Below are 14,727 nucleotides of genomic sequence, written 5' to 3' on the forward strand. Positions count from 1 at the left end.
ACCTCTTCTTTTCTTTATAAAATAATTAAACTTTTTAGGGACGATCCATAAAGGAAAGTCCCTATCACATATCCCTTAATTATGGTCAATGTTATATAATACTTGTGCAACTTGTGCTCTAGTAAATGCTGATTTTGGTTCAAATTTTCCATCTTCCATTCCACTTACTACTCCAAGTCTTGCCATTTCTTTTACTGATTCTTTTGCCCATGTTGCAATGTTTTTTTCGTCTTTGAATCCATTTTCATTTCCTTTGGCATTTAGATTCTTTCCTGATACTTTTAGAAATTTTGTCATCATAACTGCCATTTCTTCTCTTGTCAGTTCTTTGTCTGGTGCAAATTTTCCTTCTCCTATTCCACTTACTATTCCTTCTTTATTTGCCCATGTAATATATGGACTGTAGTATGTGCTAGCTTTCACATCTTTAAAGTTTTGTGTGTTATAGTCACTTATGTTTATGTTTAACATTCTTCCTAGCACTGTTACGAATTGTCCTCTTGTTATTGATTTATTTGGCCCAAATTCTGTTTCACTAAGTCCTACAAAGTATCCTTTCCCTACTACATAGTCTATTGAATTTTTTGCCCAGTGACCAGATGTATCGTTAAATTTGCTTGTACTTTTGCTAGAATTGTTTTGATTTTGTTGGTTTTGGCTTTGTTGATTTCGTTGATTATGTTGATTATTTTGGTTATTATTTCCACCAGTTCTTGAAACTTCTTTTGCGTTATTCCAGTTAAAAGATAAAACTGCATCTTGTTCTCCCCCTCCTGGACCCTTGCCAGCTATTTCATCCATGGCATCAACCCATACTGATATATTTATTTTGTCATATTTTCCATTCATGACCCATGACCAAATATTTCCACTTGATTGATCTGCTCTATACTTGCTTCCATCATTGATAAATAAATTATATAGATTTCCTGTGAATTGTTTGCCACCAAAATCTCTTTTCATTTGAGTAAATTGAACACTGTAACGGAATTTTCCATCTCTTTCTTCTACTCTAGCTGTATGGTTTATAGCATTGTTAGCCATTGAGTAGCCTGATTGATGTGCATGCAACACTTCTACTGGTACTTCATAAGTTATTGTAACTGGCCCATTGTTTTGGTTGTTGTTATTGTTGTTATTTTGATTGTTGCCCCATGATAATTTATTGCTTACCCAAGAGGAATTATTACTATCACTCCTCCAATTGTTATTCCAACCATTGTTGTTATTATCTCTCCATGATGAATTGTTATCTTCGTTGCTAATCCCATTATTATTTACATTATTAGTATTTTTAACAAGACTTGAGGCTGCAGCATTTAAATTGTCTATAGCAATCTTAATTTCATTTTCAGACACATTGCTCTTAGATAATAAAGCCATAGCCGCATTATAAGCATTTACATATCTCATATTACTTTCATAAGTGTATTGAGAACCTCCTAAGTTTGCAGAATATCTTAAAGCATCTATAAGTTTTTCCTTATTACCTAGATCAGGACTTGATGGAGTTGGAGGTGTAGGAGTGTCTTTTCCAGGAGTCACTTCAGTCATATTAGCCTTGTCAAAAACAAGCCTTGCTTTTTGTGATCCTGCTCCCGGTTCTCCACCTGCTAAACCATCCATAGCATCTACCCAAACTTTTACATAAAGAGCATTATCTTTTAGATTTTCAAATTCGACCTTAGTCATATTAATTCTAAATACCTTTGGAAATTCTTTCTGAGATCCGTCTAAAGATTGATCCATATATTTTTCTATGATTTGGGTTTCAATAGCTTTTCCTCTAGAATTATTTTCTTCAAAAGTAAATAAGTTAGTTAAATGTCCATAAAAACTATTTGCTCCTATTGGTACTTCGATTCCTTTAAAAGTTAAGTCAATAGTTACAAGATCATTCTTTATGCTCACCTTGGCAGGTGATATTAAGGCCTTGTTACCCATAGAATCCTTATCTTCTATAAAATGCATAAGTCTTACTGGAACATTATAAATTTTTTCTTTTTGTTCCTCAGTATTTTTGCCTGTACTATTATTAAAAGTTTCTATTGCAGTATTTAAATTAGTTAAAGCTTCATCTATTTGCTTTTGTTCATTTGCGCTATTTAAAATTGATTCTGCTGAATTTATTGCAATTTGTAGCAATTTAAAGTCATTATCAGTTTTGTTTCCTTGAGTAATTTTTCTAGCTTCTGATATTTTATTTTGAAGTTCATTTTTATTTAGAGAGATTTTTTTATTCTTAAAAGATTCTATTGCAGTATCTAAGTCTTTAACTGCTCTATCTATTTCTTCTTGTTTAGTTGATTCTTCAAGAACTTTTTCTGCAATTTTTATAGCTTCTTTAAGAGTATTAAAATCCGCATCAGATTTATCTCCTTTTTCTATAGATTTTGCTTCTTTTATTTTATTTTGAAGTTCATCTTTTTTTATAGTAGGTTCTGTCTTTTCTAATAAGACCATCTTTTTTATATCAAAATTATTGATGCCATACATATTTTCAATAGGATCATCCCATTCGTTCGGTTTAACCCCAATTGTCATATCACCAGAGTCATTATAACAGCGAGCAAGTCTTGCATTTTCAAGATATATAAATTGATTTAGATCTCCAAGCTTTGACAAAGGTACATTATCCAATCTTATCTTTGTAATTCTCTTTTTATACTTAGTTTTAGCAGGATCTAAAGTAAAGTCTTCTTCTTCCAATATTTCGATAGGTTTTAATTTTCCATCGGCAGTTTTATATCTGATGTCCTTATCTTCATTAATTTTTACTAAACCAAATTCTTCAGGACCGTTTGAGCCTACAACTCCTTTCACATAGGATACTGTAATATTCGCCTTGTTATCTTTAAATTCAACTTCATAATATGGATTAATTCCTATATCAGTATTTAAAAGTTTTGAACTTGATATGGAAGAATCTGCAAGCATATTATTATATTCTTCTTTGGTGTATTTAAACTTTCCATTTTCCCAAAAATTTTTTATACCTTCGTTCATTGTGTCTGTTTCGTCTATAAGAGGCATAGATTCATACTTCCCTGATAGGAGATCTACTTTTTTCAAAGTCATGTCTTTGTGACGCATAAGAAGATTAAATTGAGGATCCATGCTTCCCATTGCATCAACCCTTACGGTAAACATCTTTTGAGATTCATAATTAGTTTTGCCATTAGAATACTCAAGAGGAATTTCAAACTCTTCTGGATAATTATAATATCCTCTGCTATAAGTTGATTTTAAATATTTCTGATCATTTAAAAATATTTTATTTCCTGAAAAATACGTACGGTTATTCATATAATTATTGAAATCATCTATAGAATTATAAGTCCAAAGATCCGTCAAATGTCCTTCTATAGGTTTTGTTGTTCCAGTATATTTTGGATCTGAATTAGTCATTGGCTTAAATTTTATTCTAAGTTTTAAACTTCCATCATTTCCAACTATTAATTTACCTCTGTCGTCTACAGCATCTGATGCCATTGAATACATACCCGGTCTAAAAGCATATCTTATTGATAAAGGTATTTCGTATTCTCCTGCTAATAAGTCTTTAGGTATTGGCTCAGGATGTCCTTGAAATACATATACTCTAAATTTGTCCTTATGAGTACGATCTTTTCCTATTCGCTTAGTTCCTAAATTTACAGAAGCGTAGTAAGCTCTACCGTCAGAACTTGAGTTATAATCTTGTACTAGATAATAATGTTCTTCTGTTTTACAATCATTTGCCTCAACATCATTTTTTACTTTTACATATTTTTTTGGCTCTTCAAATGTATTTGTTGTTTCATCAAATCTTGAAACGTACATTTCAAATTGTTCTGGCCAAATATTGTAAGTGTCTTCATCTCTCTTGTGTTTGCTATTTATAACAAAGTTACCATAACTTCCAGCATTGTCTTTGCAGAATACGTCTATTTCATAGCAATTCCACTCTTCTTTCTGATAAATCATGGAGTCAGCTTCTGCCTTATGTTTTTCTTTAAAATTTTTGAATAGATTATCCTCTTCATTGATTTTTTTTGATTCTACTTTCAACATATCTTCTGAAAAATTGTGCTTTACCTTCCATCTTCTATAATTTTCTGGATGAATATCAAAATATGTCATAGAATCATTTACAGTAGGCACTTCTATAGGAGGTTCCTCTGTTGCAAATATATTTAACGGAATAAATATTAATAATAGTAAAATCGAAAAAAACAATCTGTTTGAATTTTTAAAATTATTTCTCAATTATTATTCTCCTTTTCTAAGTTGAGGAATATTTTTCCTACTTAAACTTTTTATCTTACAAATAATCTGGCATTGCGATTCATCATCTTATCTCCAATTACTCCCAATGCTCCAGAATCTTCAAGATTTGTTTCAAACTTAATTTTAAAATATTGTGAATATCCTCCTAAATTTTGACTGAATAGTGCAGACTTAGGGACTGTTATTGTAAATCCTTCTGGCACCATTTTTTCACTACTTGTAGCTTTTTTAGAACCAAATGGTGTAGCATTTACTTCTTGTCCTTTTATTATAAATTTTAATTCTGTGCAATCGGCCTCATAATACTTTCCAAACATTTTCTTCGTAACTGGTTTAGTGTAAAAAGTGAAAATATAATTATTTTCATCTTGTTCTACAATTGATTTTTCCTTGTCAAAAGCACCATCTGCCATAGATAGCTTTGATTCTTCCCTGTGATATACTGCAAAATCTTCAATTCCAGCTGATCTTAAGCTATAATTTGTTCCAAATATTTCTCTATCTGAATAATCTATTGTTTCTCTAATTTGATCTTCGATAGATTTCATATCTTCTTCTTTTGCCATTGCAAATGATGGCAATAACATCATCAATACAAACATAAGTAGACCTAATTTTTTTATATTTTTCATTTTTTGCTCCTTTGTAATTTGCTTTAGTTACAATCTTACTAATTTTAATATTCCTCTACTTTTTTAATAAATTTATAAAACATTTATGTTTTATGGTTACATTCTTACATAAAAAATAATCTAAATTATTTCTGAAACTTTATTTTTAAAATATTTTTTCTTAATCACCCCTTCTAATTTAATATTTATTTAAAAATCTTTTTCTATGATTTTTAAGTGATTTTTTTTCAAAGCTTTAAGAAAACTCTAAATAATATTAATTGTGGTCAATGTTATATAATACTTGTGCAACTTGTGCTCTAGTAAATGCTGATTTTGGTTCAAATTTTCCATCTTCCATTCCACTTACTACTCCAAGTCTTGCCATTTCTTTTACTGATTCTTTTGCCCATGTTGCAATGTTTTTTTCGTCTTTGAATCCATTTTCATTTCCTTTGGCATTTAGATTCTTTCCTGATACTTTTAGAAATTTTGTCATCATAACTGCCATTTCTTCTCTTGTCAGTTCTTTGTCTGGTGCAAATTTTCCTTCTCCTATTCCACTTACTATTCCTTCTTTATTTGCCCATGTAATATATGGACTGTAGTATGTGCTAGCTTTCACATCTTTAAAGTTTTGTGTGTTATAGTCACTTATGTTTATGTTTAACATTCTTCCTAGCACTGTTACGAATTGTCCTCTTGTTATTGATTTATTTGGCCCAAATTCTGTTTCACTAAGTCCTACAAAGTATCCTTTCCCTACTACATAGTCTATTGAATTTTTTGCCCAGTGATCTTTTGTATCATTAAAATTTTTGTTGATCGTAGACTTTTCAATATTTTTAATTTCTATTTTTTTAGTTTCTTTTTTCTTTTCATCAGTTGATTTATTTGTCTTATTTTTTTCAGTTCTTGAGTGTGTTCTTATTTTAGAATCACTTTCTTCCTTAGGCATTATCTTTTCTTCTGACGTTGGATTTACTTTTTTATCTTCGCTATTTTTAAAGTTTTCTACTGCATTATTTAATGTATTTGTTGCATTGTCTAATTGAGTTTGTTCTGTTGCTTCTTTTAATACTTTTTCTGCTTCTATTATTGCTTCTTTTAATATATTAAAAGATTCCTCTGTCTTTTTGCCTTGTTCTAATTTTTTCGCTTCTTCTATTGTGTTTGTCAAATCTTTTTTGTTTAACTCTTTCTTTGGTTTTTCGACTTCATCTTCTATTAAATCTCCTGTAGGAGTTATTTTTAACCTTGCTCCAGGAGCTGCTCCATTCATTCCGTCATTTGCAACTCTAATGAAAAAAGTATCTTTATCTATTTTTGGCAATTTTATTAATAATTGTTTATCAAATATCCCTACTTTTCCTGAATTTCCAGGCATTATATCGCTATATTTATAAATTGATAAAACATCAAGTTTTTCTCCATCTATTCTATCTTTAAAAACGCTTAATTCCATTAAATGTGCATTTAAAAATCCAGGACTCATAGTTCGTAAATTTAGCAAAATATAATTTCCATTTTCGCCATATAAAATTTTCCCATTTTTCATAAAACATCCACTTGCCATAGATTGTTCATCGTTAGTTTGCTTTTTTATTTCAACTGAAATATTTTTATATGGAAGTGCATATTTTGCATTTTTAAATAGATCATCTAATTTTAAAAGATCTTGTTTTAAGTCTTCTCCTGATTGTAATTTATTCTCTAGTTCATTTTTAATTTCTAAAACTTGGTTATAGAAATCTTTTGTAAAAATTTCTTTATAAATATCACTATTTATACATTTTACTAATTCTTTTGCTAATTCTTGGTTTATTCGAAAGTCAGAATTGTCAGAATTTTTAAGCAAATCAAAATTATAGTCCATTTGATAATTTAAGATTAATGATTTCTCCAAAGATATTTTTTGCATATCTTTTTTTGCTTTTTCAAGCAAATTTCTTAAATTAATCTCAGCTTTAGAATTTCCTTTAATATTATTTTCTATTTCAGACATATTATTATTTAGATGTCCTTTAGCTTCTATTAATTGAATATTATAATCTTTTGCCCCTATCAGATAATAGGACTCTTGATTTTTTATTGACGCTTTTTTCGTAATATTATTAAATGGAACTTGAATTAATTTTGCATTTTTAATTTCATAGATAGCTAAATTTTTATAGAAAGACTTATCAGCACTATCTTTTTCTATTTTTATCTTTACTAAAGGAAAACTATCATTATTCCAAGAATTTTTTATGTCCAAGTTTGCAGGATTTCCCTTGTCAATAAAGGATAATTTATATGCCACAAAATCTGAAAGTTTTTCATCTTTTGCTAATTTATCAAAGGTTTTAAGAATTTCAGGATCTGTTATGTTTTCTACATTTAACTCTGTTGTCTTATTAAAGCAAAATGCTTTATTGCTATCAGCTTTAAAACTTATATTGTTATTTTCATCTCTAACTTCATCAAGCTTGTCATAAGATTCTTTTGCATATGGAATTGTTAATCTTTTTGTATCTGTTGACTTTGTAAAATCCTTGTTATAACCTTTGAAATTAACTTCAAGATTTCCACCAGTTTCTTTTAATCTTTCTACATTATCGTAAGAAATATATATTACAAAATATTTGTCAAACCCTATGCCCGGTTTATTTTCAGTTCTTAAATCAGCCTCTTTTGAATCTTTTGTAGGTTCTAAACCATCCACTGTATATTTTATATGTCTAATATCGTTGAGTAAAAATGAGTTTCTTTTTATTTTTATTGCAACTTCCCCTGACCCATCGTTTATTAATTTAAACTTGCCTTCTTCACTAGATGTATAAGGAGTATATAAATTTCCATCTTTTTCTACATCAAATTCAAATCTTTTTTCTATGGGTTCTTTTTGAGCAAATCCTTTTTGACTAACTATAAAATCATCAATGTTTCCAAAAGTTTTTTCACTTATATCACTATCTTTAACTCTTACAATAGCTTTTCCGGGTATTTTGTTGTCATTATAGGGACTTGCCATAAACTCTCCAAATAGATAAACCTCATCTTTTCCATCAATTGGTATATCTATTTGTGATAGCTCATATTCTCCTGAATTTTTACCTTGTTCGATAATTTTGACACTAGTTTCTAATTTTTCGCTCTTTTCTTCATAAGCATATTTAAGTGTTTTTGTTCCATAATCATATCCATTGCTTCTTTTTTCTACTGAAAAATATGTTAAACGCAAATAATTTTTTCCGTCTATTTTTACTATTTGTCCATAATCATCTAGTATATTTCTTATTTTAGGATCTGTTGGCCCGCCATCTTCCACTTCAAGTTTTACAAACTTTACTAACTCAAAATTTGATTCTTCTTTATCTTTGCTATTTTTAAATGTTTCTACTGCATTATTTAATGCATTTGTTGCATTATCTAATTGAGTTTGTTCTGTTGCTTCTTCTAATACTTTTTCAGCTACTATTATTGCTTCTTTTAATGTATTAAATGCGTCATCTGTTTTTTCCCCTCGTTCTATTTTTTTTGCTTCTTCTATTGTGCTTGTCAAGCTTTCTTTATTTAACTCTGGTTTTATTTCTTCTTTATTTTCTTTATCTATAACTATCTTGGCATTTTGTTCTCCTCCTCCAAGTCCCTTGCCTGCAATTCCATCCATTGCATCTACCCAAACTTTGCACCATAGATAGTCTGACTTTTCAAACAGATCTTTGTCTATAGTAAAAGAAAATACTCTTGGATATTCATTTTCTTTTCCATCTAACCCTGTATCCGTCCAATTTTCTATTATGCTTGTTTCTACTGCTTTACCGTCTTCTGAAGGAGCTTGATTGTTTTCATAATAGAATAAGTTAGTTAAATGTCCCCTCATGTTATATAATGTCATCCCATTAAACGTTAATTCTATTGTTACTTTATCTCCACTATATGTTAATTTTGCAGGAGATACTATTGCTCCATTAGCCATAGATAGCTTTCCTTCTTCGTATGCATGTATTATTTTAACTGGCGCATTGTACACTTTTTTATTTATAAATTGTTCTTTTTTTATACCATTGTTTATATTCTTAATATCAACATTTTCTTCAAAATTTTTAATAATACTTTGTCTATTTGATTGTAATTCTTGTACTTCAAAAGAATCTTTTGCAAATACATTAGCCTGTGATACAAGTGTTATTACTAATACAGTTGAAATAATATTTTTATATTTCTTCATTTTTACTCCTTAATTTTTATATTCACTTAAAAATCTTTTTAAGCCATTCTATTTATTTTTTCCAAAAAGTAGTTTCCTGCACCAATTAATTCTTCTTCTGTTGCCCTCCTTGATTCTAAACTTGTTTTTATCATCTTTTCCTTTACTTTTTTTGGCACTACTTTTCCTGTAATACCTTCTAATTTGTTTATTAAATCAGAATCGACAAGCCCTGGACAAATATACTCTCCTAAAGATTCTTTATTTTTTAAAAGTTCTTTTAAGTTTTTTATTACCTTTTTCCCATGCTCTGAGTCTGGCATTGCTCCAAGAGTAGCGAAAAGTCCTACTTTTTCATTTTCTACTTTTTTCAGAAATTTCATGGCTTTATTGTCTACTGTTCCTTTATCTATCCATGCTCCCAAAAGGACAAATTCATATTCTTTTGTTTCTCTTTCATCTTCGACATCATTTATGTCTTTTATTGTCATCTCATATTTATCTTTTAAAATATCATAAATTTTTTCTGCCATTCTCTTTGTATTTCCAGTTCTTGATGAATAAATTATTATTCCTTTCATTTGTCCTTCTCCTTTAATATTTCTTTAGCCTTCTGCTAATACATACTTCTTATTTTGAAAATCTAAAATTTTTAAATTTGTATCATATATTTTACTAATTTTTTCTGACGTCAAAACCTCTTCTGTTTTTCCGCAAAATTCAATTTTTCCATTCATCATTCCTACAATTGTGTCAGAATATTCTATGGATTCATTTATATCATGAAGAACCATTACTATAGTTTTGCCTAAATTTTTATTTAAATTTCTTACTAAATTCAAAATTTCTATTTGATATTTAATATCTAGATATGTTGTAGGTTCATCTAATAAAAGTATTTCACTATCTTGTGCTATTGCCATTGCAATCCACACTCTTTGAACTTGCCCTCCTGATAATGCATTTACTCTTTCTTTTCTTATATCTTTCAAACCACAAACTTCTAAAGCTCTGTCAACTTTTTCTTTGTCCTCTTTACTTGGCTTTTGCATAAATCCTATATAAGGATTCCTACCATAATAAACAAGTTCTTCTACTTTTATATCTCCAGCTATCTGATTTTTTTGTCTTACAATTGCAACTTTTTTTGCAAAATCTTTTCTATCAAAATTTTTTATATTTTTTCCATCAAGACTTATAATTCCCATTTTTGGTTTTTCTACTCTTGTCATTAATTTAAACAATGTAGATTTTCCACAACCATTTGCCCCTAGAAATGTTGTAACTTTCTTTTTTTCTATTTCTAAATTTAAATCTTTTATTACCATATTTTTTCCATAGGAGAAAAATAAATGTTTAATTTCCATAATCTTTCCCTTCTATTTTTAAAAGTATTATAAAAAATATTCCACCTACAACTGACATAACAACTGATGGTTTTATCTCATAAGGATATGCTATTACACGTCCACAAGTGTCTGACAATAAGAGTGTTATTGCTCCAAGTATCATTGAATAAGGTATTAAATTTTTATGATTTGACCCTATTATTATTCTTGATATATGTGGAACTACAAGTCCCAAGAATCCTATAACACCAACTACTGCTGTAGATACTGATGCAAGTACAACTGCTACAAGTGCCAGCATAAATCTATCTCTATTTACATTTACTCCAAGAGACTTTGCTGTTTGATCTTCTAATTGAAGTAAATTTGCAGTTCTTATTGTAAATAAAGATATTATCAAGAAAATTATTCCATAAACTGCCATTATCTTTACATCTGCCCAAGTTTTTTGTGAAACATTCCCTTCAATTATTGACTGAACATTTGTGAGATTACCTCCCATCATAGATTTTATAGCCTCGTTTATCCCTACAAGAGTCATATTTAATGCTACTCCAACAAGTATTAATTTTATTGGATTACTTCCTCCATTCCATGCAATGGAATAAATTAATAAGTACGCTACTAGTCCTCCCAAAACAGAAAAAAGTGGCGATAAGTAATATAGCGATGGAGATATTATCATTGCAATACTCGCCGATAAACTTGCGGCTGATGATATTCCTATGATCCCAGGATCGACAAGAGGATTTTGCATCACTGCCTGAAGCAAAACTCCTGATATTGATATAGCTGCACCTGCAATAATCGCTATTATTATTCTAGGAAATCTAAGATCATATATTGTCGCTACATCTGAATCATATTTTACAAATAGTCCTTTAATTAATTTTGAAAAAGTCATTTCTATTGAACCTGTTTTTGCTGAGTACAAAATTAAAATTATTAAAACTATTATTGACACTAAATATATTGAGAAGATTTTACTTTTTTTCATCTATTACCTCTCCTCCATTTGATTTTCCCTTTGTACTTTTATCATTTTTGTAAAATATTTTTTCTAAATCATCTAAAGCTTCTTTATAGTTGAACTTTGCACTCATGCCAAACTTTTTGTAGTCTAAGTCATATACTTCATTTTCTTTTACTGCTCTAAAATGCTTCCAAATATCATTTTCTGCAAAATCTTTTTTAAACATTTCCATAACCTCTTCTGGAAGTGCGTGTGCCGTTCTAAGTATTATGTCTGGGTCTTTTTTTAGCATGTCTTCTGTATTAATTGTTATGAATTGTTGATCTGTACCTGCATATACATTTTCCGCCCCTGCAAGTTCTACTAAACTTCCAACATAAGAATTCTCTGTAGCTACTACATAGGATCCAGGAAGTCCCATTAATATTAGCACTTTCGGTGCTTTTTTATCTTTATGCTTTTCTTTATATTCTTTAATAAATTTGTTATAATCATCGACTAATTCTTTTGCTTCTTTTTTTCTATTGAGTAAATCTCCTAAGTCTTTTATTGACTTATACATCCCCTCAATATTGTTCAAGTTCAAAAAACCATAATCTAATCCTGCTGCCTTATACTTAGGAAGCAAATCTGATATTAATGACACTGGAGAAAAAACATAGTCTGGATTTAACTGTTTTAGTTTCTCTACATCAGGTGTCATAGCCATTCCAACTTTAGGGACATCTTTATATCTTTCTGGCATCTTATCTATTTTTGAATCTGGTACCGCCACCAAGTCTACATTTAACTTTTCCATTATATATACTGTCGCCATTGATGTTGCTGCTATTCTAAGTTCTCCTTTATCACTTTTTTTACTTGCTCCTTGGTCGACGCAAGATGAAAATATCAATGCTGATAGAAACAGTATTAGAAGTTTTTTTATTTTATTCATAAGTATTTCTCCTCTTTTCTTCCAGTTCTTCTTCAATTTTATTTTTATAAATATAAGATAATATAGCTAAAACTAAAAATACTGCTGTTAAAATTACTAAAAGAGCTATTAATCCATAAATAAAAGATAGGGTGATTTTCCCTAATTTTGTTTTTCTTTTTTCTGTTTCTTCTTTATTTTCATCTGAATAATAAAGTTTTTTAATTATATCTGAGTCTTTAGTGAGAAGCCCATGACTATATCCAAGGTCTCCTGCTGAAAATTTAGAATTCACTACCTTTTCTTCTACTTTTTCACCTTGATTTGCTTGTAATTTTTCTCCAACTTTCACATTATTCTCTACTGGCTTCAATTCGTCTAAATTTGAAATAGAATTTTGAATTTGTTTTTTTTCTTCTTGCGCTTTATCTTTTTCTGATATTTCTAATTCACTACCTCCATTAGAATAATTTGTACCTTTCATTGAAACAAAATCTGTGTTTCCTTCTACCAAGTCTGAAATTGTGTAATAAAATATTACATCACGTCCCATTGGTCCAACAAAAAAAGTTGCCCTTACTACTACATTTTTACTTGGTATTTCAAATCTATAATCTCTTGTTTCTTCTGTTTGTGCAGTAACTTCTGCTGATACAGAATAGAATCCTTTTTCCCCATAATTTTGAACTGCAAATGTTTCATTTTTTATATAATTTGCTAAATTATAACGGACTGATAAAAATATTCTTCCATCATCTGTCGTTTCTACAAGTGCTTGTGGCGACAATACATTTTCAGTCATCCCTTGACCTATCCCTGGATTATTTCCCGGATCTTCAATTGCCCCAGTTACTGGATGTGCATAATATGGTGTTGTCTTTGCAGTTTCTTCACTATAAGCAAAGGTAACATTAAATAAATTTATAAAAATAATTAAAATCAAGATGAGGCTATTTATTTTATTTTTCATTTTTCTCAAGCCCTCCTAAAAATACTATTTCTTCTCTCATGTCTTTTATTTCTTTTAAGTTTTTCTTAACAAAAACTATGGCAAAAGCATTTAATCCTATAAATATTAATACTATTAGATAAATAATCCTCTTTGATTCTTTTTCTTCTAATTCCTCAGTTTTTTCTAGTGTTTCAGAAGTCGTGTCTATATTTTTAGAATTTAAATTATTTTCTTGGCTTGCTATTTTATTTTGTGACGAATTTTCTACCAACAATGAATTTACTTGTGAATTTTGCTTCTTCTCAGGAATTTTAGTATCTTGTGTTGCAGTAGTCTTTTTTACTTGAGGTTTTCTTACAGATGCCATAAAAGTTTTTCCTCTTTCATCTGCAGTGTTTTTTATTTCTGAAATCTGATTACTGTTTTCTAGATTATTTGATAAAGCTATGTTTTCTCCAGAACTTTTTACTACAATATAAACACCTGAATTTTTTGTCTTTGTTTCTATATAATCGTCTGTTATTTTAAAATCTAATTTTTCTCTATTTCCATCATGTATATAGTAAAGATTTAAATTATCTTCTTTTTTAAATTTTAGAAGCGGAAGTTTTAAATCAAATTCTTTATTTGCATATATCTTTTTTCTTTTTGACTGTATATTTTCTTCCTTTTCTCTTATTTCATCAAGAGGGCCTAAAAATTCAATATTAAATATATTTATTTGATCTAATTTATCAAATTCTTTGGAATATTGTTCTGCTTCCTTGCCAGATAATCTATTTCCATAAAAAGAAAATTCCTCCGAAAAAGTTTCGGGACCATATTTTACTATTAAATTTTTATTTTGCACTTCACCCGAATTTTTCGAATTAAATTCAGGTTTTTTTGCTCCTTCTTTAAATTTCTTTATTAAAATAGAATCATTTCCTGATATCTTTTTTATTTTTTCAAAATCAAGATTTATTCTTGCTCTAATTGGTTCATCTCCCATTGGCTCAACTTTTGGATCTACATAAACCTTTGTCATTTTATCCATATTTAATAAAGAAGTTTTAAAAACCTCTGGTCTCTTGTCTTGTTCCTTTGGAACTTCCAATTCATAACATCCTGGTTCTGCTTTATAATAATTTCCATCTTCCTTTTGGAAATATATATTAATTAGAGAAGCTGTTATAGACATATATTCCATCTTGTCTGATCCTATGTATAAATTGGCCTCTTTGTCTTTTACTTCTATCTCTGCAATTTGTCTTAGTGCCTTATTCCCCATACTTGGTTTTTCTTCAACTGCGTGCCACAGTCTTATTGGAATTTCATAATAACCGTCTTCTAAATCAATTTCTTTTTTTACAGGATTATTTTCATCCTCTGCAAAAACCGTACTAAATAGCGAAATTAAAACAATTATAAATACGTATATTTTTCTATTTCTTATCATAACTACCTCTTTTAATAATTAACATTA

9 protein-coding genes are annotated in these 14,727 nt (G+C 29.1%); all 9 read right to left on the reverse strand.

Annotated features, from left to right (window positions below; all coding sequences use genetic code 11):
* Nucleotides 1–75: 75 nt before the first annotated feature.
* Nucleotides 76–4,248, reverse strand: coding sequence for an S-layer homology domain-containing protein (locus BQ5450_RS02615; RefSeq protein WP_071125902.1), 4,173 nt, complete (start codon nt 4,246–4,248; stop codon nt 76–78).
* A gap of 50 nt (nt 4,249–4,298) precedes the next feature.
* Nucleotides 4,299–4,901 carry a hypothetical protein gene (locus BQ5450_RS02620; RefSeq protein ID WP_010246902.1) on the reverse strand — a complete coding sequence of 201 codons (603 nt, stop codon included), beginning with the start codon at nt 4,899–4,901 and terminating at the stop codon, nt 4,299–4,301.
* 256 nt (nt 4,902–5,157) lie between these two features.
* On the reverse strand, nt 5,158–9,093 hold the full coding sequence (locus tag BQ5450_RS02625) for an S-layer homology domain-containing protein (protein WP_071125903.1): 3,936 nt from the start codon (nt 9,091–9,093) through the stop codon (nt 5,158–5,160).
* A gap of 38 nt (nt 9,094–9,131) precedes the next feature.
* Nucleotides 9,132–9,653 carry a flavodoxin family protein gene (locus tag BQ5450_RS02630; protein WP_071125904.1) on the reverse strand — a complete coding sequence of 174 codons (522 nt, stop codon included), beginning with the start codon at nt 9,651–9,653 and terminating at the stop codon, nt 9,132–9,134.
* A 24-nt stretch (nt 9,654–9,677) separates the two neighbouring features.
* Nucleotides 9,678–10,439, reverse strand: coding sequence for an ABC transporter ATP-binding protein (locus BQ5450_RS02635; protein WP_010246908.1), 762 nt, complete (start codon nt 10,437–10,439; stop codon nt 9,678–9,680).
* Complete coding sequence (locus tag BQ5450_RS02640) at nt 10,429–11,418, reverse strand: FecCD family ABC transporter permease (RefSeq protein WP_010246909.1); 990 nt, start codon at nt 11,416–11,418, stop codon at nt 10,429–10,431. Before BQ5450_RS02640 ends, BQ5450_RS02635 begins: the two co-directional genes overlap by 11 nt.
* Nucleotides 11,405–12,331, reverse strand: coding sequence for a heme ABC transporter substrate-binding protein IsdE (isdE, locus tag BQ5450_RS02645; RefSeq protein ID WP_010246912.1), 927 nt, complete (start codon nt 12,329–12,331; stop codon nt 11,405–11,407). The genes BQ5450_RS02640 and isdE overlap by 14 nt, the downstream gene beginning before the upstream one ends.
* Complete coding sequence (locus tag BQ5450_RS02650) at nt 12,324–13,280, reverse strand: heme-binding Shp domain-containing protein (protein WP_071125905.1); 957 nt, start codon at nt 13,278–13,280, stop codon at nt 12,324–12,326. Before BQ5450_RS02650 ends, isdE begins: the two co-directional genes overlap by 8 nt.
* Nucleotides 13,270–14,700 carry an NEAT domain-containing protein gene (locus BQ5450_RS02655; protein WP_010246916.1) on the reverse strand — a complete coding sequence of 477 codons (1,431 nt, stop codon included), beginning with the start codon at nt 14,698–14,700 and terminating at the stop codon, nt 13,270–13,272. Before BQ5450_RS02655 ends, BQ5450_RS02650 begins: the two co-directional genes overlap by 11 nt.
* Nucleotides 14,701–14,727: the final 27 nt, after the last annotated feature.

The organism is Peptoniphilus lacydonensis, from assembly GCF_900106515.1.
GTDB lineage: Bacteria > Bacillota > Clostridia > Tissierellales > Peptoniphilaceae > Peptoniphilus_A > Peptoniphilus_A lacydonensis.

Excerpts from the sequence above, each read along its gene's own strand:
- BQ5450_RS02620 (WP_010246902.1), bottom strand. The coding sequence starts at position 4,901 with ATGAAAAATATAAAAAAATTAGGTCTACTTATGTTTGTATTGATGATG.
- BQ5450_RS02625 (WP_071125903.1), bottom strand. The coding sequence starts at position 9,093 with ATGAAGAAATATAAAAATATTATTTCAACTGTATTAGTAATAACACTT.
- BQ5450_RS02630 (WP_071125904.1), bottom strand. The coding sequence starts at position 9,653 with ATGAAAGGAATAATAATTTATTCATCAAGAACTGGAAATACAAAGAGA.
- BQ5450_RS02635 (WP_010246908.1), bottom strand. The coding sequence starts at position 10,439 with ATGGAAATTAAACATTTATTTTTCTCCTATGGAAAAAATATGGTAATA.
- BQ5450_RS02640 (WP_010246909.1), bottom strand. The coding sequence starts at position 11,418 with ATGAAAAAAAGTAAAATCTTCTCAATATATTTAGTGTCAATAATAGTT.
- isdE (WP_010246912.1), bottom strand. The coding sequence starts at position 12,331 with ATGAATAAAATAAAAAAACTTCTAATACTGTTTCTATCAGCATTGATA.
- BQ5450_RS02650 (WP_071125905.1), bottom strand. The coding sequence starts at position 13,280 with ATGAAAAATAAAATAAATAGCCTCATCTTGATTTTAATTATTTTTATA.
- BQ5450_RS02655 (WP_010246916.1), bottom strand. The coding sequence starts at position 14,700 with ATGATAAGAAATAGAAAAATATACGTATTTATAATTGTTTTAATTTCG.